The organism is Paenibacillus sp. GXUN7292, assembly GCF_050864975.1.
Classification (GTDB): Bacteria; Bacillota; Bacilli; order Paenibacillales; family Paenibacillaceae; genus Pristimantibacillus.
In genome coordinates this window covers 155,543-174,641 of the sequence record NZ_JBOZWO010000005.1, presented here as the reverse complement: position 1 = coordinate 174,641, position 19,099 = coordinate 155,543, and the positions used below count along the sequence as shown (strand labels likewise).

At 43.6% G+C, this 19,099-nt stretch carries 25 protein-coding genes; 8 read left to right on the top strand and 17 right to left on the bottom strand.

Going from position 1 to position 19,099, the window contains the following annotated elements:
• Positions 1-75: 75 nt before the first annotated feature.
• The 5 genes from ACRRU2_RS07165 to ACRRU2_RS07145 form a co-directional block, all read right to left on the bottom strand.
• On the bottom strand, positions 76-1,329 hold the full coding sequence (locus ACRRU2_RS07165; RefSeq protein WP_432500540.1) for an aspartate kinase: 1,254 nt from the start codon (positions 1,327-1,329) through the stop codon (positions 76-78).
• Between the two features lie 315 nt (positions 1,330-1,644).
• Entirely contained in the window at positions 1,645-2,202 is a 558-nt protein-coding gene (gene efp, locus ACRRU2_RS07160) for an elongation factor P (RefSeq protein ID WP_331698561.1), read from the bottom strand.
• A gap of 28 nt (positions 2,203-2,230) precedes the next feature.
• Positions 2,231-3,304, bottom strand: coding sequence for a M24 family metallopeptidase (locus ACRRU2_RS07155; protein WP_331698560.1), 1,074 nt, complete (start codon positions 3,302-3,304; stop codon positions 2,231-2,233).
• 27 nt (positions 3,305-3,331) lie between these two features.
• On the bottom strand, positions 3,332-3,778 hold the full coding sequence (gene aroQ, locus ACRRU2_RS07150) for a type II 3-dehydroquinate dehydratase (protein WP_331698559.1): 447 nt from the start codon (positions 3,776-3,778) through the stop codon (positions 3,332-3,334).
• A gap of 85 nt (positions 3,779-3,863) precedes the next feature.
• Positions 3,864-4,388, bottom strand: a complete 525-nt coding sequence (locus ACRRU2_RS07145; RefSeq protein WP_432500539.1) for a YqhR family membrane protein — start codon at positions 4,386-4,388, stop codon at positions 3,864-3,866.
• Between the two features lie 206 nt (positions 4,389-4,594).
• Here ACRRU2_RS07145 and ACRRU2_RS07140 point away from each other — a divergent pair, with 206 nt between their 5' ends.
• Both ACRRU2_RS07140 and ACRRU2_RS07135 read left to right on the top strand, forming a co-directional pair.
• Positions 4,595-5,521 carry a DUF1385 domain-containing protein gene (locus tag ACRRU2_RS07140; RefSeq protein ID WP_432500559.1) on the top strand — a complete coding sequence of 309 codons (927 nt, stop codon included), beginning with the start codon at positions 4,595-4,597 and terminating at the stop codon, positions 5,519-5,521.
• A 16-nt stretch (positions 5,522-5,537) separates the two neighbouring features.
• Entirely contained in the window at positions 5,538-5,849 is a 312-nt protein-coding gene (locus tag ACRRU2_RS07135; RefSeq protein WP_331698556.1) for a hypothetical protein, read from the top strand.
• A gap of 159 nt (positions 5,850-6,008) precedes the next feature.
• On the opposite strand, the gene mntR is transcribed toward ACRRU2_RS07135, so the two are convergent.
• The 11 genes from mntR to ACRRU2_RS07080 all read right to left on the bottom strand — a co-directional run bounded on the left by mntR (position 6,009) and on the right by ACRRU2_RS07080 (position 14,453).
• The gene (gene mntR, locus ACRRU2_RS07130; protein WP_331698555.1) at positions 6,009-6,431 is read right to left on the bottom strand and encodes a transcriptional regulator MntR; all 423 of its coding nucleotides are present in this window, start codon (positions 6,429-6,431) and stop codon (positions 6,009-6,011) included.
• Positions 6,432-6,476: 45 nt separating this feature from the next.
• The gene (locus tag ACRRU2_RS07125; RefSeq protein ID WP_331698554.1) at positions 6,477-7,190 is read right to left on the bottom strand and encodes a cytochrome c biogenesis CcdA family protein; all 714 of its coding nucleotides are present in this window, start codon (positions 7,188-7,190) and stop codon (positions 6,477-6,479) included.
• A gap of 20 nt (positions 7,191-7,210) precedes the next feature.
• Positions 7,211-8,020 (bottom strand): metal ABC transporter permease, encoded by an 810-nt coding sequence (locus ACRRU2_RS07120; RefSeq protein ID WP_331698553.1) that lies wholly within the window; start codon positions 8,018-8,020, stop codon positions 7,211-7,213.
• Entirely contained in the window at positions 8,004-8,816 is an 813-nt protein-coding gene (locus ACRRU2_RS07115; RefSeq protein ID WP_331698552.1) for a metal ABC transporter ATP-binding protein, read from the bottom strand. Before ACRRU2_RS07115 ends, ACRRU2_RS07120 begins: the two co-directional genes overlap by 17 nt.
• Positions 8,817-8,881: 65 nt before the next feature.
• Positions 8,882-9,925: a metal ABC transporter solute-binding protein, Zn/Mn family gene (locus tag ACRRU2_RS07110; protein ID WP_432500538.1), complete on the bottom strand. Its 1,044-nt coding sequence runs from the start codon at positions 9,923-9,925 to the stop codon at positions 8,882-8,884.
• A gap of 180 nt (positions 9,926-10,105) precedes the next feature.
• Positions 10,106-12,091, bottom strand: coding sequence for a methionine--tRNA ligase (metG, locus tag ACRRU2_RS07105; protein WP_432500537.1), 1,986 nt, complete (start codon positions 12,089-12,091; stop codon positions 10,106-10,108).
• A gap of 615 nt (positions 12,092-12,706) precedes the next feature.
• Positions 12,707-12,943 carry a membrane protein insertion efficiency factor YidD gene (gene yidD, locus ACRRU2_RS07100; protein WP_432500536.1) on the bottom strand — a complete coding sequence of 79 codons (237 nt, stop codon included), beginning with the start codon at positions 12,941-12,943 and terminating at the stop codon, positions 12,707-12,709.
• Positions 12,940-13,377: a Fur family transcriptional regulator gene (locus ACRRU2_RS07095; protein WP_432500535.1), complete on the bottom strand. Its 438-nt coding sequence runs from the start codon at positions 13,375-13,377 to the stop codon at positions 12,940-12,942. Before ACRRU2_RS07095 ends, yidD begins: the two co-directional genes overlap by 4 nt.
• 73 nt (positions 13,378-13,450) lie before the next feature.
• Positions 13,451-13,675: a hypothetical protein gene (locus ACRRU2_RS07090; protein ID WP_432500534.1), complete on the bottom strand. Its 225-nt coding sequence runs from the start codon at positions 13,673-13,675 to the stop codon at positions 13,451-13,453.
• A 33-nt stretch (positions 13,676-13,708) separates the two neighbouring features.
• Positions 13,709-13,909, bottom strand: coding sequence for a hypothetical protein (locus ACRRU2_RS07085; RefSeq protein WP_331701016.1), 201 nt, complete (start codon positions 13,907-13,909; stop codon positions 13,709-13,711).
• Positions 13,910-14,027: 118 nt separating this feature from the next.
• On the bottom strand, positions 14,028-14,453 hold the full coding sequence (locus ACRRU2_RS07080; RefSeq protein WP_331701017.1) for an Hsp20/alpha crystallin family protein: 426 nt from the start codon (positions 14,451-14,453) through the stop codon (positions 14,028-14,030).
• Between the two features lie 226 nt (positions 14,454-14,679).
• On the opposite strand from ACRRU2_RS07080, the gene ACRRU2_RS07075 reads away from it, so the two are divergent.
• Genes ACRRU2_RS07075 through ACRRU2_RS07050 form a run of 6 tightly spaced genes read left to right on the top strand, consistent with a single transcriptional unit; the run spans position 14,680 to position 16,686 of the window.
• On the top strand, positions 14,680-14,910 hold the full coding sequence (locus ACRRU2_RS07075; RefSeq protein WP_432500533.1) for a spore germination protein: 231 nt from the start codon (positions 14,680-14,682) through the stop codon (positions 14,908-14,910).
• Positions 14,907-15,110, top strand: coding sequence for a spore germination protein GerPB (locus tag ACRRU2_RS07070; RefSeq protein ID WP_432500532.1), 204 nt, complete (start codon positions 14,907-14,909; stop codon positions 15,108-15,110). The genes ACRRU2_RS07075 and ACRRU2_RS07070 overlap by 4 nt, the downstream gene beginning before the upstream one ends.
• Positions 15,111-15,154: 44 nt before the next feature.
• Positions 15,155-15,808: a spore germination protein GerPC gene (gene gerPC / locus ACRRU2_RS07065; RefSeq protein WP_331701020.1), complete on the top strand. Its 654-nt coding sequence runs from the start codon at positions 15,155-15,157 to the stop codon at positions 15,806-15,808.
• A 22-nt stretch (positions 15,809-15,830) separates the two neighbouring features.
• Positions 15,831-16,058 carry a hypothetical protein gene (locus ACRRU2_RS07060; protein WP_432500531.1) on the top strand — a complete coding sequence of 76 codons (228 nt, stop codon included), beginning with the start codon at positions 15,831-15,833 and terminating at the stop codon, positions 16,056-16,058.
• Positions 16,051-16,500, top strand: coding sequence for a spore germination protein GerPE (locus tag ACRRU2_RS07055; protein WP_432500530.1), 450 nt, complete (start codon positions 16,051-16,053; stop codon positions 16,498-16,500). The genes ACRRU2_RS07060 and ACRRU2_RS07055 overlap by 8 nt, the downstream gene beginning before the upstream one ends.
• Before the next feature lie 51 nt (positions 16,501-16,551).
• The gene (locus tag ACRRU2_RS07050) at positions 16,552-16,686 is read left to right on the top strand and encodes a YjcZ family sporulation protein (protein ID WP_331701022.1); all 135 of its coding nucleotides are present in this window, start codon (positions 16,552-16,554) and stop codon (positions 16,684-16,686) included.
• A gap of 74 nt (positions 16,687-16,760) precedes the next feature.
• On the opposite strand, the gene helD is transcribed toward ACRRU2_RS07050, so the two are convergent.
• Positions 16,761-19,097, bottom strand: a complete 2,337-nt coding sequence (helD, locus tag ACRRU2_RS07045) for an RNA polymerase recycling motor HelD (RefSeq protein ID WP_432500529.1) — start codon at positions 19,095-19,097, stop codon at positions 16,761-16,763.
• Positions 19,098-19,099 lie beyond the last annotated feature (2 nt).

The window sequence follows — 19,099 nt, the reverse complement described above, 5'->3', positions numbered from 1 at the left end:
TAAGCTGACAAACGAGGTGTTATATTAATTTTTATGATCAAATCTATGAGTTCCGAGCTGACTGACTTGCTTCAACTATCTTCTTTCTTTAGGACCGCCGACAAATACTTCAGTTTCAGCATCAAGACCATATGCCGTATGCAGTGCAATAACTACCTCAGACAATTTATCCGGGGCAATTACGCAGGAGCATTTAATTTCAGATGTGCTGACCATTTTGATGCTTACGCCGAGTGAAGAAATCGTAGCGAACATTTTGGCTGCAACGCCAGGGTTGCTCACCATGCCAGCGCCAACGATAGAAACCTTCACCAAATTATCATCAGAGGTAGCTTCACGATGCGTCACTGTTTCACGGATGGATTCAATAACTTGAAGCGCCTTGTCTACATCGTTTCTCGACAAAGTAAAGGAGAAATCAGCTTTTCCATCCTGAACGCCGCTTTGCACAATAATATCAACATCAATGCCGTTATCAGCCAGCGCGCCGAACACATGCGCCAGTACTCCCGGCTCATCCTCAACTCCTAAAATGCTGATACGAGCTACATTTTTATCAAAAGCAATGCCGCTAACGACTACCCCTTGCTCCATTATTGCTTCCTCCCTCACAACTGTTCCTTCATTGTGTGTAAAGCTTGATCGTACAACCAGCTTCACATTATTATGTTTAGCATATTCTACAGCTCTTGGATGCAGGACTGCTGCTCCAAGGTTTGCAAGCTCCAGCATTTCATCATAGGAAATATTGTCAAGCTTGCGGGCGCGTTTTACAACACGCGGATCAGTTGAATATACGCCGTCTACATCTGTATATATTTCACATGCGTCAGCGCCAACCTCTGCTGCCAAAGCAACTGCTGTTGTATCCGAGCCGCCGCGTCCGAGTGTAGTAATTTCTCCATCCTCACTCATGCCTTGAAAGCCCGCCACAATCGCAATTGATCCATTCTTGACAGCGGTTATTACGCGATGCGGATCAATTTTTTTAATTTTTGCCTTGCCATGCTCTTTCTCTGTAATCATACCTGCCTGCCATCCTGTAAATGATACAGCAGAATGGCCTTGCTGATGGATCGTCATCGATAGCAAGGAAATTGAAATTTGTTCCCCAACAGACAAAAGCATATCCATCTCGCGAGCGGGAGGATTCGCATTTAGCTGTTTGGATTGATCAATCAAATCATCCGTCGTATCTCCCATTGCAGACACGACTACGATAATCTCATTGCCCTCTTGCTGCCTTTCAATAATTCGCTTTGCTACAAGCTGCATTCTCTCAGGCGTACCTACAGAGCTGCCGCCAAATTTCATCACAATCAAAGACAAAGCTGATTCACTCCCCAAACCCGACATTTATATACAACTTACTATTATAGCACAGCTCCCTAGTTCTTGGATACGATACTTATTAACATAATCGTAATCGACAGTATTCCTAGCTGGTCAATCGTTTTATTGAAGGCAATAGCGAGGGCATCCCTCACCAACTTCAGCTCAAAAGATCACTTAAGACGCAAAAACCACGGGGCTAAGCGGAAACAACAAGCCGCTTCTTAGCTCCGTGGTTTTTCTCAAGCCTTTTTTTCTTGCTGAGGGTGCTCCAATGTTCTTTTGGAATGCCCGTAAGAAATTGTATGATTACTAGGCTCTGGAAATGTATTTGCCTTCTCTTGTATCAATAAGCAATACGTCACCTTCGTTGATGAAAAGCGGCACTTGCACAGTAAGGCCCGTTTCAAGAGTAGCATTTTTCGTAGCGCCCTGCGCTGTATTTCCTTTTACGCCTGGCTCAGTTTCTGTCACTGCAAGCTCTACGCTGTTTGGCATCTGAATGCCAAGAATTTCTCCATTATAGCTGGAAATATGAACGTTCATATTTTCCTTCAGGAAATTAAGCTCCCACTCTAGTTGATCTCTGTCAAGATTGAACTGATCATACGTTTCATTATCCATAAATGTATATTCAGAGCCGGAGTTGTACAAATATTGTACCTCGCGGTTTTCAATAATGGCACGACCAATCGTTTCGCCAGCACGGAACGTTTTTTCCACAGTGTTGCCATTACGCAGGTTTTTCAGCTTGGAGCGTACAAACGCTGCGCCCTTGCCTGGTTTTACGTGTTGAAAATCAAGAACTGTAAAAATCTCGTTATCAACTTCGACTGTCAAGCCTGTTTTAAAATCATTAACTGAAATCATTACTGATTCCCTCCTGAATAAATTGTTCCTATCCCAAAGTAATAAGATCCTTTGTGGATGAGGTTAATATTTTAATACCGGAATCCGTAATAACGATGTCATCCTCAATGCGTACGCCGCCAAAGCCGGGAACGTAAATACCAGGTTCTACCGTTACAGTCATGCCGGGGGTTAAAATCGTATCTGAAAGCATCGATAATCTTGGCGCTTCATGAATTTCCATGCCAAGGCCATGTCCAGTGCTATGGCCGAACAAATCGCCGTAGCCATATTTGTTTATAACATCACGAGCAAGCGCATCCGCCTCTTTACCAGTCATGCCAGGCTTGATATGAGCGAGGGCATGAAGCTGGGCTTCAAGCACAATATTATAAATTTCAATATGCTTGGCTGTCGGCTTTCCGACGACTACTGTTCTCGTAATATCAGAGCAATACCCTTTGTAATAAGCGCCAAAGTCAAATTTCACAAATTCATTGCTGCCAATTATTCTGTCGCTTGCAACGCCATGCGGCAAAGCAGAGCGCTCACCTGATGCGACAATCGTATCAAAGGATGATGAGGTAGCGCCATTGCTGCGCATAAACACTTCCATCTCAAGCGCCAAATCCGATTCCTTCATGCCAGGCTGAACTAAACGCTGAATGTAGGCAAAGGTGCGGTCAGCCAGATCAGCTGCCTCCTGCATAATTTGCAGCTCCTGCTCATCTTTAATCATTCGCAGCTGCTCTACAAGGCCTGATGCCGGCTTCAGGTTAATGTCCTGAAGCAGCTTAGACCACATTAAATAATCACTATACGTAACATGATCCTGTTCGAACGCAAGCTCTTTAATCGATTCTTGATTCAAAAGCTCTAAAACTGCGTTCATCATAATCGCGCCATGCTCGACAATTGCAAATTGCGGCGATTGTAACGGTGCTTGTGTACGATATCGAAAATCAGTAATAACAAACTGAGCCGTCCCAGTAACAAGAACCATTCCAGATGAACCGGTAAAGCCGCTTACGTAACGGCGGTTCACGCTGCTGCTGATCAGCATAGCTTGTATACCTTTTTGTTCCATTAACTGACGTAATTTATGAACACGCTCGATTGTCATTGCCTTCATCCTTTCATACGCAACTTTTTAGTTGTCATTCTCGCCCAGCAAACGAACCATCGCGTCAAGAGCAAGTACATACCCATAAGAGCCAAGACCTGCGATTTGGCCAACAGCAATAGGAGCTACAACAGAATGATGCCTGAATGCTTCCCGTTTATGTATATTGGACAAGTGCACTTCAATAACTGGAAGATTAACTGTGGTTAGCGCGTCTCTTATCGCGTAATTATAATGCGTCCACGCTCCTGGATTCATGATAATACCGTCCAGCTTGCCGAAAGCAGCATGTATCGCATCAATCATTGCGCCATCGTGGTTTGTCTGAAAGAAATGAAGCTCGACGTCAAGCGCAGCTGCATGCTCCTTGAGCATCTCTTCAATAGAGGACAGTGTTTCGCTGCCGTATATACCAGGCTCTCGTATCCCTAGCATATTTAAGTTTGGTCCATTAAATACAGCGATTTTACGCATAACTGCACCCCTCTGGCAAAATATTAAATACTGCGCATTAAGACACTAGACATTTTACCACAAATAACCGCCACTTGAGAAGTAATTATCTGTTGCTGTCTTTATTGGCACGCGCCGGCTCTCTCGAAGCTTCATCATTGAGCTCGAAAGAAATGGAATAGCCAATGAAAGAACCCCATAACAGGCATATGCAAAGCTCTGCCGACAAGGTCTCCCAGCCTACCTTCGTTATAACAGTCGTCATTTTCAGCCAAGGCCCAATTAGAACAAAAATTATAAACCACCACACAAAGCCGTAAATGACTCCCGGCCATGCCCCTTTGAACTTATGCAGCACGATTTTATAGATAAAAGCAGCAGCAATAGAAAAAACAATAAAGCTGCCGATTCCGGCTACAGCACCCCAGTATGTCTTTAAAAAACTGTTCTGAAAAAACGGCTCCAGCCAGTAGCCTGGCAGCTCCTTTGTAAACTTCAATCCATAAAACATCCATCGTACAACGCCCCAAATTACACCTGCAAAAAAACCAATAAACAGCGCATACAGATACGGGTTAGTTTTATTTTGCACTGCTCCACTGCTATGATTATTCGGCTTTCTCTTCGCCATCGCTGCCATTGCCTCCTTATTCCAACCTTATCCTCTTGTAGTATGTGTCAAATATTTTGAAAGTAACCGAGATATGAGCGTTGGCATTTGAATGTCTAATCAAGTACAATAGATATTATTAATTAAGCTATTAACAGGAAGGTGAACGTCACTTGTCGCAGGATCCACGTAACATATATGGCGGACAAGCTGTTATAGAAGGCGTCATGTTTCAAGGGAAGCATGTCAATGTAACAGCGGTTCGAAGAAAAAACAAAGAAATCGTATTTTACGAGCTGCCTCGGACATCGAGCCGTTGGCTGCAGCCATTAAAAAAGGTTCCTTTTCTACGAGGTGTTGTAGGAATTATTGAATCAAGCGCTAAGGGCTCCCAGCATTTGAATTTTTCCATGGAGCAATATGCGGAGGATGAGAACGAAAACCTGTCCGAGGAAGAGCGCGAGAAGCTTAAGCAGAAAGAAGAAAAATCAAAAAGCGGCTTCAGCACAGGCATGATTATAAGCGTAGCGGCTGCCGGCGTGCTGTCCTTCATATTCGGGAAATTGATTTTTACTGCCGCACCTGCTGCAGTAGAAGAATTGTTATTTACTAACGTATTTGAAAGCAAAATAGTTCATAACTTATTAGAAGGTCTTATTAAAATTATTTTTTTACTGGCTTACTTGTATTTCATCTCATTAACACCTATCATTAAGCGTTTATTTCAGTATCACGGTGCTGAGCATAAAGTCATAAGCGCCTATGAGGCTGGCGAAGAGCTGACCGTGTCCAATGTGCAAAAGTACAGCCGCCTGCATTATCGCTGCGGTTCAAGCTTTATCGTATTTACCGTTATCGTCGGAGTCGTCATTTATTCCTTGCCGATCTTTGATTGGCAATCGATTTGGGAAAGAGTGTACATCAGAATACTTCTACTGCCCGTTGTACTGGGTATTTCTTATGAAGTATTAAGATTAACGAACGCTATGCGTGAAATCCCATTGCTTCGTTATTTAGGGTATCCTGGCTTGTGGCTTCAGCTGCTTACTACGAAAGAGCCGCATGACGATCAGGTCGAAGTGTCCATAGCTTCCTTTAATAGAATGCGTGAGCTTGATTCGCAATTGAATAAAAACATTTCACAAAATGGCTAGAAGGACGTGAATTTTTATGAGATGGCCAAAAGGTTGGAACAGTCTAGTAGTTATAATCATGCTGCTTATTATTATCGGAGTAGTTGTTGAGCTAATTTTTAATCCGTTGAACTTCTTGCTCCCGTTGCTGATCATCGGCGGTATTTTTCTGCTTTATAAGTATCCGCCTGCTGCCTGGAGAAAAGGAGCGAAATCGGGGAATCGCACATATGTCATTAACCCGAAAACTTCTGCTAAGCCTCAGCAAAGCCGTCCACGCTCCAAAACAGTGCCTTTTCACGTTATTGACGGCGGGAAAGAGGACGACGACAAGCCCAAGTATCATTAATCAAGGATAAACGGCTCCGCCGTCCTTTGGACAGGCGCGTTTACCGATGAATTATAAGGACAGGTATAAGAATGCAAAGCTGATACTTTCTTATATTTCAAAAAAAGAAACCGTACGGCCTACTATATGGCCTGCACGGTTTCTTTTTTGTTTGCTAAGCTACTCATTGTCCATCTCTTCGCGTATGGCGCGAAGCTCCTCCAAGCGAACAGGGTCTCTCTCAAAGTATTGCACCAGCGTTTCGATGCAAGTAATCGAGTCCCAGCTTAAATGGTGCTCAATGCCTTCAACGTCGGCATATATGTTTTCTTCCTGTACACCGATCATCGTCAAGAAAGATTCGAGAAGCTGATGGCGCTCCATCAGCCTCTTGCCCATTTTCTTGCCCTTATTCGTAAGCACAAGGCCGCGGTACTTCTCATAAATCAAATAGCTGCCTTTATCAAGCTTTTGAATCATCTTCGTAACGGATGAAGGATGAACTTCTAACCCTTCTGCAATATCAGATACGCGCGCATAGCCCTTCTCATCAATAAGCTTATAAATGCGCTCCAAATAGTCTTCCATGCTTGGAGTCGGCAATGTAAGACCTCCTAACCGTAATAGCTTGCCTTCCAGCAAGCAAATTTAAAATTTCAGCCATTCAGGCGTAATCAAATTCAACCAAATAGTAATTTTGGTCATCTGATCCGTAAACAGCAATATACCCATCAATATCATTAAACCGCCGCCAACTTTCATTACGGTTGAAGAATATTTCAAAATCCAGCGCGATGGTCCGATAAAGAAAGCTAAAATAAAAAACGGGATTGAGAAGCCGGCGGCATAAGCCGTCGTCAGCTGAAACCAAGTTCCTGGCGATGAAGCTGCTAATCCTAATATAGCAGTTAATGCAGGGCCTGTACAAGGTGTCCAGCCGGCTGAGAAGCCAAGTCCGAATACAAATGAGCTTACATAATTCACTTTTTTCGGAATTAAGTTCATTCTTCTTTCCTTCAAAAGCATCTTTGGTTGAAAAATGCCTAGTAAAAATAAACCCATTAACACAATAAGGATAGAGGAAAGCTGTCTGATCAGCTTGTCGTATTCGCTGAAAAAATCTGCAAACACATTTGCTCCATAACCGAGCGCATAATATACCGTACTAAACCCGATTAAAAAAACAAGGGTATGAGTCATAGTAATCATTCGTTTTTGAGCGGGAAGCTGATTATCCTTTATCTCTGTAACCGAAATGCCTGTTATGTATGACAAGTATGATGGATACAAGGGAAGGACGCAAGGAGAAATAAAAGATGCAAAACCGGCGCCCAGCGCCAGCCATATCGTAATGTCAGCCATTTATAATCACCTCTAATTGCTTAGTTGCCAAATCTTACACCTTTACGAAATACTAGAAGCAGCAGCAGAATTGCAATCAATAAAAGGACAACTGTACCGCCAGGCGCTAAATTCCAAACACCCGCGATCATTAAACCGCCGATAACCGCTATTTCACCAATAATGATAACCATCACAATGCTTTGTTTGAAGCTGCGGGCTACGAGCAAGCTGCAGGCTGCAGGAATAGTAAGCAAAGCCGACACAAGCAAAGCACCTACAATCTTGATCGCAACACTAATAACAAGGGCAGTGAGCACGCTAATCATAACATTGTAGAAACGCACTGGCAAGCCGCTTACAGAAGCAGCCTCCTCATCAAATGTAATGAGGAACAGCTTTTTCATTTGCGAGAAGATCGCAATCAATACAGCAGCCGTCACTCCGCCAATAACGTACAAATCTGTACTGTTAAGCGTATAAATGCTGCCAAACAAATAACTGCTTACGTTCATTTTCATTCCTCTGCCCGAAGTGAATAGCAGCGAAGCCAGCCCGATCCCTCCAGACATAATAATCGCCAGCGAAAGCTCCGCATAAGTTTTATACGCCTTGCGCAGCTTTTCAATGGCAAACGAAGCGATAATTGCAAATATGAGTCCCATCATAATCGGATATACTTGCATAATAAATCCAAGAGCTACCCCAGCTATAGCGACGTGCGACAACGTATCCCCAATCATCGACAACCGCCGCAGCACGAGAAACATCCCCATCAGCGGAGCGGTTATCCCAATCAAAATTCCGCCAATCAGTGCTCGTTGAAAAAACTCACTAGTTAAAATTTCCAACCTGCACAACCTCTTTCTCGCCAACAATTCGCTCTCTAAGCTCTTTCAAGCTATGCGCAATATTAGTTTCAACACAATCCTGCGTCTCATGCGAATGTTTAATATAAAATTTCAGCTTGCCCGCTTCGGAGGCTGGCTGCTGGCCCAAATAGCCTCTAATCATATCCATATCATGAGAAACCATTAAAAAAGTCATATTATGATGCTGATGCATATGCTTGATCATATGAAAGAAGCTCTCCTGTGTTTCGGCATCGATACCGACGGTAGGCTCATCCAATATGAGCAGAGATGGGTTATTAATTAAAGCCCGCGCAAGAAAGACGCGCTGCTGCTGGCCGCCGGACAACTGCCCTATCTTTTTTTCAGCCAGATTGACGATATCCATCGCTTCAAGTGCATCATTGCACATCAATTGATCCGATTTGGATTTATTTTTCGCTCCATTTAAACCAGATAAAACAACTTCCTTAACTGTAGCGGGAAACAATGGATTGAGATTATTTTTTTGCGGCACATAACCAATTCTGCCCCACTGCTTAAAGCGTTCTACTGGCTCGCCAAACAGCGTAATTTGTCCAGAGGCCGGCTTTAATAGGCCAACAATCATGCGCAGCAATGTCGTCTTGCCTGCTCCATTCGTACCAATTAACCCAATAAAATCTCTTTCTTTTACATTAAAGCTGACATTGGAGAGAACCGTTTTATTTTGATAGGCAAAAGATACGTTCTGCACCGAAATAACATCCCGATGACAATATGCATCTGCAGGCGAAATATATGCGTCTCCTTCCATTTCTTCACCCCTTAATAGTGAAAACGGAGCCTTAAAAAGCTCCGTTACGATTCGTATACCATAATCTATTGTAATGCTTGAACTAAATTTTGCAAGTTGCGCTCCATTAATGTCAAATAATTTTCACCTGATTTTTGTTGCTCTTTTGTCAAACCTTCCAGCGGATTCAATACCATAGTATCGACTTTTGCTTCAGAAGCCAGCATTTTTGCCAGCTGGTCCGATACGAGCTCTTCAAAGAAAATATATTTCACATTATGTTCTTTAACAAACTTTGCAATATTCAATATGTCCTGTGCGAGCGGCTCAGCTTCGGGATTAAGCCCCATAATTGCAACCTGCTTAAGTCCGTAATCTCTTGCCAGATAACCAAAAGCCTGATGAGAAACGACTATGTTTTTTTGCGGCGCCTGACCCAGCTTTTCCTCATACTGCTTATCGAGATGAAGCAGCTTATCATGCAGTGAAGCATAATTTTGCTCGTAATAATCAGTATGCTCAGGATCAGCCTCAATTAAGCTGTTTTTCACATTTTGCGCGATGATTAGGGCAGATTTCGGGCTCACCCATGTATGAGGATCGATCTCATGGTGATGGCCGGAATGGTCGTCGTGCTCGGCCTCCTCCGCATGTTCATGATGATCATGCTCCTCCTCGCCCTCTTCCTCATGCTCGCCGGCAATCAAGTCTATCCCTTCACTCACTACCTTTGTAATCACTTTGCTGTCCTTCGACAATCCTTTTAGAAAGCCATCCACCCAGCCTTCTAGCTCTGCCCCATGATAAAGAAATAAAGCCGCATCTGAGGCTGCTTTCAGCTCCTTGCTTTTTGGTGTCCAATCATGCGGATCGATGCCTGTTGGAATTAAATTTACAGCATCCACATGCTCTCCGCCAATTTCAGTTGCTATAAAATATATCGGATAAATGCTGGTTACAACACTTAATTTTTCATCAGCCTGCTTATTTGTTTCTTCCGGCTTCTGATTCGTATCACCTTCATTTTTGCTGCTGTTGCCGCTTCCGCATGCTGATAATGCTGCTGCTAATAGCAAACTTAGCAATATTGCAGCTACTCGCTTTGTACCTGTCCCTCGTTTCAATCGCATAATAAAGCTCCACTCCTATATTTATATCTTATTAGTAATAGTTATGATTACGTTTAATAGTATACGTCTACCCAAAATTGTTGTCAACCATCAATTTTAGTATATAAAAAGACTTCCTTAATTATCATCTGAAAGATCAGAGACAATTTGGGAAGTCTTTTGGATGGTTTTAGACGATGCTTATTTTACAATCGCTCCATTAGGCATTGTGTCAGGAACTGTAGCTAGCGTAAGCTTATCATCTGTCGATGCGGCAAGAATCATACCTTGCGAAAGCTCGCCACGCAGCTTGACTGGCTTCAAATTCGTTACACAAATCACTTTTTTGCCTACAAGCTCTTCGGGCTTATAATATTTCGCAATGCCGGAAACAACCTGGCGCTGCTCATAGCCTAGATCCAACTGAAGCTTAAGCAGCTTATCAGCCTTTGCGACAGGCTCTGCAGCAAGCACCTGCGCTACGCGAAGCTCCACCTTGGCAAAATCATCAATCGCGATTTCCTCTTTGCCCTCCGGAGCTGGTGCGTCTGCTGCTGCTTGATTCGCAGCTTCGGTTGAAGCGTCTGCTGCTGGCGCTTGGCCGCCTCTCATCGATGCGGTAATGAACGCAGCCTCCTCTTCCGTTTCAAGCCTTGGGAATAGCGGGTTTTGTTTATTTACCTTCATTCCGCCTGGAATCTGTCCAAATGCTTTTATGCTATCCCAAGAAGTCAGCCCTTCGCCCTCAATACCAAGCTGCTCCCACATTACACGCGGAGCATTCGTCAAAAACGGCTGCAATGCAATCGATATAATGCGCAGTGATTCTGCAAGATGGTACATAACTGATTCGAGCTCTAAGCGCTTGCCTTCATCCTTCGCCAACGTCCATGGCTGCGTCTCGTCGATATATTTGTTAGTACGGCTTACAAATTGCCATAGTGCTGTTAGTGCAACAGAGAACTCCATCCGTTCCATCGCAGCTTCAACCTGTGCAATCGACTCCGCTGCCGCTTTTTGCAAAGTCTCATCAAATGGTGTGACCGCACCAGCATAGCTTGGAATAACGCCGTCAAAATATTTGTCAATCATTGCAATCGTTCTATTCAGCAAATTGCCAAGATCATTAGCCAAATCAAAATTAATCCGTTCAATAAAATTTTCTGGCGTAAACGCGCCGTCTGCACCAAACGGCACTTCGCGCAGCAAATAGTAACGCAGCGCATCAAGGCCATATCGGTCAATCAGCACAACAGGGTCGATTACAGTTCCTTTTGATTTGGACATTTTGCCTTCCTTCGTTAACAGCCAGCCATGTGCAAATACTTTTTTCGGAAGCGGCAATCCCAGCGCCAACAGCATAATTGGCCAATAAATGGTATGGAATCTTACTATTTCTTTTCCTACCAAATGAACGTCGGCCGGCCAGTATGCTTTGAACTTATCAGCCGGCGAATCAAGATCGTAGCCAAGCGCAGTAATATAGTTGCTGAGCGCGTCAATCCATACATAAATAACATGCTTCGGATCGCCCTTTACTTTAACGCCCCAATCAAACGTAGTACGCGAAACAGCCAAATCTTCAAGGCCTGGTTTTATAAAATTGTTGATCATTTCATTTTTGCGGGACTCAGGCTGGATAAAATCCGGATTTTGCTCATAGTACTCAAGCAAGCGGTCTGCATATTTGCCCATTCTGAAAAAATAGCTTTCTTCCTTCACCCTTTCGACAGGACGGCCGCAGTCCGGACAGTTGCCCGAATCAAGCTGTCTCTCTAGGAAAAATGATTCGCAAGGTGTACAGTACCAGCCTTCATAAGTTCCTTTATAAATATCATCCTGCTGCAGCAATCGATCAAAAATCTGCTCAACTACACGCTTATGGCGCTCTTCTGTCGTACGAATGAAATCATCATTGGAAATATCAAGCTTTGACCATAAGCTTTTAATGCCTACAACGATGTCATCAACAAATTGCTGCGGCGTTTTATTATTTTCCTTTGCTTTGCGCTCAATTTTTTGACCATGCTCATCTGTACCCGTCAAATACCAAACATCATATCCGCGCAGTCGCTTATAACGTGCCATAGCATCTCCAGCTACTGTCGTATAAGCATGACCGATATGCAGCTTATCACTTGGATAATAGATTGGTGTTGTAATGTAAAATGTTTTTTTATCGGACATTGCAAACCCTCCAATTAAAATTTGATTTTGAATGTTAACCGTAAATTGAATCGACCGATGTTTCTAACGAAGCTCAGATGCGCTATTGTGCGAAAAAATCGGCTTTTAAAAATTTAACGAAGCTGAGCGGTCTTATTTGCCACGACTCGGCTAAAGAGCCATCCAGAAAAAACAAAAAAAGCCCTCGCCCAAAATGGGACGAGAGCTTCTGCTCACGTGGTACCACCCAAATTCCGATTCAACAATAGCATCATGCTATTATACAAACCGCTTCGTGTTCCGTCAGTATGGTGACGGATAAGCCATTATCGCTGACCGAACGCCAAATCCTAATCTTAATGAGCATGCTCATTCAAACTCAGAAATGGTGCCTCCCGGGCCATCTTCCAATCCAATTTCCGTACCGGCTTTCACCTGCCCCGGCTCTCTGCTCACGGCTTGAAATTGTACTCTTCCGTTCCTCGGCATTCCTTATATAAACAATGATTTGACTTCTACTATACATAATTTGCATATATAATGTCAAGATTTTGCCAATGCGCATTCAGTCTGCAAACTATCCGCCTCTGTTTACGGCTTCTTGCTCTCCGGCACATCAAATCTGCCCATTTCTGCTTATGGCTGCTTGCGCTCCGGCACAGGATCAAATCCGCCGGGATGAAAGGGATGGCACTTGGCAATCCGCTTTATCGCCAGCCAGCTGCCTTTGGCTGCGCCATGCTTCTCAATAGCTTCCAGCGCATAAAGGGAGCAGCTTGGATAGAAGCGGCAGGTCGGCGGCTTAAGCGGTGAGATGACCTTGCGATAAAAATGGATGGGCGCTTGTAAAATACGTTTGGGTACAGGGTTCATTGCCCTTCACTTGCCGATTCCTGAAGCGAGCATTCCTCGCAATACCCGAAAACCTCGAATTTGTGCCTTACTACTTTAAACTTCTCGGGAACTGGAATTTGATCCATCGGGCAATAGGATACGGGTATCGTATGACCGCACTGCAAGCAGATCATATGATGATGATGATCATGATCCTTGCAATGCAGCTTGAACTTAACCCCTTCTTCAAACATGACCTGCTCAAGCACCCCCAGTTCCTCCATGACCCGCAAATTGCGGTACACCGTATCAAAGCTGAGACCGGAATAGGTTTTGCCCATATATTCATAAATATCTTTTGGCGCCAAATAGCCCGGCGTATCTGCAAACAAACGCGCTAATGTTTTTCGTTGATCTGTAATGCGAAGCCCTTGCCCTGACATTCTCTCTACGATCTCGTCGACTGTGTGCATTATTATTCCTCCGACATTAAAGTTCTATTACCATCATGCCCAAAAAAAAGACTCTCGTCAATGGAGAGTCCTTCTATCCGTTAATTTTCATATTTGCTATAAAAATTCCGGCTGTTATTAAAAATAACAAGGCACTGACCAGCCCGCTCCAATTGCTCAACCGTTTCAGCTGCTGTACCTGCTCGTCAGACACGCCTTGCAGCTTGGCTTGCGAATAAGCACGATGCCTGAAAAGAAAAAAGATAAACGAAGTAACAAATACAATATTTACTAAAAACCAGATTAAAGTCCAGGTCACGTTCATTCCTCCGCTAAACGATAAACTTTGCTGCTAGGCGTACCATTTATTAATAACAAAGACAAAGACAATGAAGCTAATTACCGCTAAAGCAATGGAAATCCAGCCTGCACGAAACTTCTGCTGAAACATGCGCAAAATTCCAAAGCTTAACAATCCGAATGTAAGCAGTATAAATACTGCGCCTACAATAAATAATGATGCAGATACATCGCTTATATCAACTAAAGACACGAATGACACTCCTTTTGCCGCAAAATGAACACTTCAATAGCCATTATAAGTGATAATTCCGTTATAATCCAGCAAGAGAGCATTCTAGTTCGTGACAAAAATAGTACAGTATGCAAGCTTATTCGATAATGGAATGCTCCACCCAGCCTCGGCGTGCCGATCTTTTGCGCAGCTTTATGCGGACTATCCCTTCTTTTATATAAGCTCGACATTCCTTCGCTCTTATTAAGGCAGGCAAAGACACCTCTTTCGAAACGCCATTCGGAAACCCGGAAATACGTACGGCATCCTCCCTCGCTTTAATGCGCAGCCTTCTTATCTGGCACCCGGGAGGAGGCATAAAAGATAAATGTACAAACTGCTCACTTTCTGTCACTGCCACTTCAACCTCGCTGTTAAATGCCTCTTCTGATTCCGGAATTGACCGCGTCATCATGTTGCGGACAAATTGCTCCACCCAGCCCGGCTCGCGAAGCATCTCAAAGCCTTGAGGCAGCTTCTGGCTTTCCAGCCATTTTTCCAGATCACTCCATTTAAAATCCACACTAAACCCATCCCTTCTTAAACTCTACTTCAGCTTATGCACGCGCCTAATTCCAGGCTACATCCTAATTAGTAACCTATAGGCTGCTGCCGCATACAATATTGCAAGCTACGGATAAACAGCTCCATTCTTTGGACTGGCGCGTTTACCGATGAAATATTAGAACAGAAATAAGGTGCAAAAACTTATACTTTCTTATATTTAAATGAAATAGGTAGGTGATGATATGCCTGCAGTTGTCGGATTTGTAAAAATTGTAAGTGTAGGATCCAGCTCTGTCATTCAATTTGGCGATGCCCTTGAAGTGTGTCCTACAAGCAACTCGAAAAGCTACGCAGGTTCAGGCTCCTTCCTGACCGGCAGCTTGACGAACTCCAATACGGGTGTGAATGCAACTAACTCGATAGATCCGGATGTTCAAGACAACTCAACGACAGAAGGGGTTAATGTCGTATGAACTGGACCGTATACCAGCATATTACGATTAATCATTTTAAAGTGGATAATGTTTCGAATAGCTCTGTGCTGCAGGTTGGCAGCGCTGGCTCTATTAGCGGGATTTCTCAGCTTTACAATACTGGGGGTTTTGTTGAGCCGGCTCCCGAGCTAACCGAGCCCACTCCATTCAACTTTGTGCCGCTTCCTAACCCTGTATAATTTTCGTATACTATCAAGTTCTAGACAGTGAAGGGGGTTTGTTTATGAAAATAGAAGAGCAACCTTCGCCGTGGCAAGCTTGGGCATTAAAAGTTCAGCAAACGATTCAAGGACTGGAGTATACCGTCGGAGAGCTTCAGAAGCAGCTGAAGCAGCTGAATGATCGATTAGAAATTGCGGAAGCTAAGCCCTCCTACAATATTGAAAGCATTGAGTATCATTTTGATCAGCTGAAGGTCGAGCAGCTGGATGGTACTTTAAATATAGGAATGAGCGCCCCAGCGGCTATGGGAGGCTTAGTTGGCGACAATAAACCAATCGAGCAGCTCTCTATTCCCCAAAAAGGCCAATTTACTAAAAATGATGCTGCTAAAGCAGCTTTTAAAACGCCAGCCTATGACAGTGTACTCAATAAAATGAAAGGCTATTTAGGTTATGAAGGGCTTTCCAAGCTGCAAATGCTTGAAAACGAATATCGAATTATGCTGGACCCGCACCATCGCCGCATCATTATGGAGGATATTGAAAAGCAGCTGCCTGGACGCATCCGCTTTTATATAGAAATGCTGACGAGTCAAACCCAGCATAGGCTATCTGACGAGCAGCTGCAGCAGGAAGTTCTGAATAAAACGAAGCATGATAGTGAAGTTGCGATGCAAACCTATTTAAAGCAGCTGCAAAGCGGAGACATAAGCTAGAACGCATTGGAGGAATTAAAGCATGATTAATTTTCATGTTTATAATGATTGCTTGTCGGTTGGACATATTGATATATTCGGCGTGTCGAGCGCCTCGCTCATTCAAATCGGAGATACCGAGCATATCCAGCTGTACTCGATGTTCGATACGCCTCCCGAATCTGTAATTGTCAGCCCCATCGCCCCATTTCCACAGCCGGAAGGTGTTGAACGAGCAGCCTGTGAAGCTGGCTTAAAGCATCATGAATGAAATAGACGCTAAAATCCCGCAACGCACCTCTAAAATTGGCGGCATTTCGATAATAAGCATAGCCGCTTCAGCCAGCTTGCAGGTCGGTGATCGAAGATCTACCAATGCGGTCATTAGAGCCATTGCTGTACAGGAGCAAAAAAGAACACCTTCCTCTGAAGAAGAATATTTTGAGGCATATCCGTTGTTCGACTATCCGCTGCCCGACCTTAATGCTCTGCTGCCCGAGCCGCAGGTAGAAATGAAACGGACACTATATTCTGATACGATACAAGTGGGAAAGCTTGACATTCTTGCTGTCAGTACAGCAGTTTCTATTATCGCAGGCAACAGCCAGACGTATAAAGCCGATTCCAGAGTAAAGCATTTTAGAAAATTCAAGCCGATTATGCCGGGTTTACCGTACAAACGTCCAATTCAACAGGACACACGCCGCATATAGTATTAATGTAGTATCCATTCAATCTTAATCAGCTTAGGAGGTTAATACTCGATGGCATACATTCTTGGCGGAGCTAATTGCGGTCCTTGGGAAGGCCATTGCGGCAACAATAGTACTGGAGTAGTCCTTGTGCTATTCATCCTGCTAGTCATTATTTTGTGCTCAGGATTTTTCGGAGTATTCTAAACAAAAAAAGAAACGGGAGCGTCCTTGTGTAAGGACGAACCGTTTCTTTTTAAAATATAGGAACGTATAAGTTTTCACCTTATATTAAGAAAAGGCGAAGGCTCGGCTTCGTAATAGATATGCAGCTCATGCATCGCTCTTGTACAAGCGGTATAAAATAATCTTCTATCGCTTTCCTCGCCGTAACGCTCGTTCGATGCATCTTTAATGATGACCGCGTCAAATTCAACGCCTTTGGCCAAATAAACAGGCAGCACAGCCAATCCTTTTTCAAACGTAACGGTTTCCTTTTCAATCAATTTCAAAGCAGGAACAAATATTTTGAGCTTTTTGTATACTTTTTCGCTTTCTTCAGCCGTTTTACATATAATCGCAATTGACGAATGCCCATCTGCATGCAGCTGGTCTATTCTGCTTTTAATTTGCTCCGTCCAGCCTGGAACGGACAGCTTTGTGATCGTAGGCGCTGGTCCGCTTCTTTGAAACGGTTCTATCCACTGCTCGCCATCAATAATTTGACTTGTAAACGAAACGATTTCAAAGGTGGAACGATAGCTTTTATTAAGCACGAAGGTTTGAATATCCTGTTGGTCAAACAATTGCGTCAAGGGCTTAAATCCGCTGTCATTCGTACTATGCGAAAAAATAGTTTGATTAACATCCCCCAGCACAGTCATTTTGCAATTAGGAAAAATCCGTTTTAAGTAATGAAATTGAAAAGGCGTGTAATCTTGAGCCTCATCAATAAAAATATGCTTTATTTTTGTATTCGTCTGGAAGCCTTCAAGCTTTTCTTTAAAATATAAGTACGGCGTAGCATCCTCGTAAGGCATTATGCCCTGGTCAAGCTCCGCTCTCGTATATTCTGCAGCCTTCTTCGATAATTCCAAGCGATCAATCAGCTTTTTATACATCGTGTCGACATCGAGGAAGCGCAGTGTCTTAACATGTCTGCGTATCTTTTTAAACTGCTTTTGCACGATAGCCGCAGCCAAATAATCACGTTCTGATTCATAATCATTGAACGAATTTTCTTGAAACTTGCCCTTTTGACTTAATGCCTGATAGGCATCTATAAACGCTTCATCGTCAAGCAGCTCCAATTCTTCCTCAACCCATTCCTTTTCCCGTTCCTGCTTGCTGAGCAGGGTTAATTGCTTCAACAGCTTAGCCGCAAGCAGGCGCATGCGGTTTGGAATCGAAATAGATGGATCAATCTCATAAAACTGCTTGCTGATGTCATCCCTCGACAATAGCACGTCATCTCTAAAAGAGATGGATTTGAATAATAGCCCTGCATTGCCCAGCTCTGTTATAAACGCATCGATTTTCAACATATAGTCTTTGCTTGATTTAAATCGTATCGCTTCTTTTCTTGCTGCATAATTGGAATCTTGCTTTGCAGTCAGCATATATTCCATCTGCACAAACGGATCTTCTACCGTATAATATTGATTGAGACGATGCTCCAAATATTGCTGATAGGTCGTTTGCTCCACATTTTCCTCTCCAAGCTCCGGAAGAACAGTTGCAATATAGCTATTAAACATCGGATTAGGCGAAAATAGGACAATCTGGTTAGCGCTCAATTGACCGCGATGACGATAGAGCAAATATGCAGCCCGCTGAAGAGCAGCGGACGTCTTGCCGCTACCAGCCGCTCCTTGAACAATTAACAGCCTTGCCTTCTCATTTCTAATAATTTGATTTTGCTCTTGCTGAATGGTTGCTACAATCGTTTTCATCTGAGCATCAGAATGCTTGCCCAGCACTTCCTGCAGCAGCTCATCGCCGATCGTGACGCCAGCATCAAACATACTTTTTATGACACTGTTTCTAATCATGAATTGCCGCTTCAGCATCATCTCGCCATCTATCGTTCCTTCAGGCGTTTTATAGCGGACCGCACCAGGGCCGTAATCATAGTAAAGGCTGGAGATCGGAGCTCGCCAGTCATAAATTAAATACTGCTGCGTATCTTCGTCAAACAATGACCCGATGCCAAGATAGATTTGCTCTGCCCCCTGAGATTCATAGCCGGCTTCAACAAAATCGATACGGCCGAAATATGGAGATTGCTTCAGCTTGAGCATCACTTTAAGCTGCTTCTCCATATGAAGTTGGCTGCGCTCTCTCTCTGATAATATTTCTGCCTGCTGCTTCATGCTGGCATAGGTTTCAGCTGTTTCTGCGGCATCTTCAAAATTTATCGTCACATCATCCCAAAAGTTTTTGCGGAAATCGACAATATCATCCTTGAGCTGAATGCTTTCCTCGCTTTTCCGTTCAATCAGGCTCTCAATAACCGCAACAACCTGGTTGACTCTTTGCTGCTCTTGCTGCCATTCCTCATTTTTATCTTCTATCTGCTTCGTATCCGCAAGCTCCATACCTGTCTTATCACTAGTCATCC

Excerpts from the sequence above, each read along its gene's own strand:
- efp (WP_331698561.1), bottom strand. The coding sequence starts at position 2,202 with ATGATTTCAGTTAATGATTTTAAAACAGGCTTGACAGTCGAAGTTGAT.
- ACRRU2_RS07155 (WP_331698560.1), bottom strand. The coding sequence starts at position 3,304 with ATGACAATCGAGCGTGTTCATAAATTACGTCAGTTAATGGAACAAAAA.
- aroQ (WP_331698559.1), bottom strand. The coding sequence starts at position 3,778 with ATGCGTAAAATCGCTGTATTTAATGGACCAAACTTAAATATGCTAGGG.
- ACRRU2_RS07145 (WP_432500539.1), bottom strand. The coding sequence starts at position 4,388 with ATGGCGAAGAGAAAGCCGAATAATCATAGCAGTGGAGCAGTGCAAAAT.
- ACRRU2_RS07140 (WP_432500559.1), top strand. The coding sequence starts at position 4,595 with ATGTTTCAAGGGAAGCATGTCAATGTAACAGCGGTTCGAAGAAAAAAC.
- ACRRU2_RS07135 (WP_331698556.1), top strand. The coding sequence starts at position 5,538 with ATGAGATGGCCAAAAGGTTGGAACAGTCTAGTAGTTATAATCATGCTG.
- ACRRU2_RS07125 (WP_331698554.1), bottom strand. The coding sequence starts at position 7,190 with ATGGCTGACATTACGATATGGCTGGCGCTGGGCGCCGGTTTTGCATCT.
- ACRRU2_RS07115 (WP_331698552.1), bottom strand. The coding sequence starts at position 8,816 with ATGGAAGGAGACGCATATATTTCGCCTGCAGATGCATATTGTCATCGG.
- ACRRU2_RS07110 (WP_432500538.1), bottom strand. The coding sequence starts at position 9,925 with ATGCGATTGAAACGAGGGACAGGTACAAAGCGAGTAGCTGCAATATTG.
- metG (WP_432500537.1), bottom strand. The coding sequence starts at position 12,091 with ATGTCCGATAAAAAAACATTTTACATTACAACACCAATCTATTATCCA.
- yidD (WP_432500536.1), bottom strand. The coding sequence starts at position 12,943 with ATGAACCCTGTACCCAAACGTATTTTACAAGCGCCCATCCATTTTTAT.
- ACRRU2_RS07095 (WP_432500535.1), bottom strand. The coding sequence starts at position 13,377 with ATGCACACAGTCGACGAGATCGTAGAGAGAATGTCAGGGCAAGGGCTT.
- ACRRU2_RS07075 (WP_432500533.1), top strand. The coding sequence starts at position 14,680 with ATGCCTGCAGTTGTCGGATTTGTAAAAATTGTAAGTGTAGGATCCAGC.
- ACRRU2_RS07070 (WP_432500532.1), top strand. The coding sequence starts at position 14,907 with ATGAACTGGACCGTATACCAGCATATTACGATTAATCATTTTAAAGTG.
- gerPC (WP_331701020.1), top strand. The coding sequence starts at position 15,155 with ATGAAAATAGAAGAGCAACCTTCGCCGTGGCAAGCTTGGGCATTAAAA.
- ACRRU2_RS07060 (WP_432500531.1), top strand. The coding sequence starts at position 15,831 with ATGATTAATTTTCATGTTTATAATGATTGCTTGTCGGTTGGACATATT.
- ACRRU2_RS07055 (WP_432500530.1), top strand. The coding sequence starts at position 16,051 with ATGAATGAAATAGACGCTAAAATCCCGCAACGCACCTCTAAAATTGGC.
- ACRRU2_RS07050 (WP_331701022.1), top strand. The coding sequence starts at position 16,552 with ATGGCATACATTCTTGGCGGAGCTAATTGCGGTCCTTGGGAAGGCCAT.
- helD (WP_432500529.1), bottom strand. The coding sequence starts at position 19,097 with ATGACTAGTGATAAGACAGGTATGGAGCTTGCGGATACGAAGCAGATA.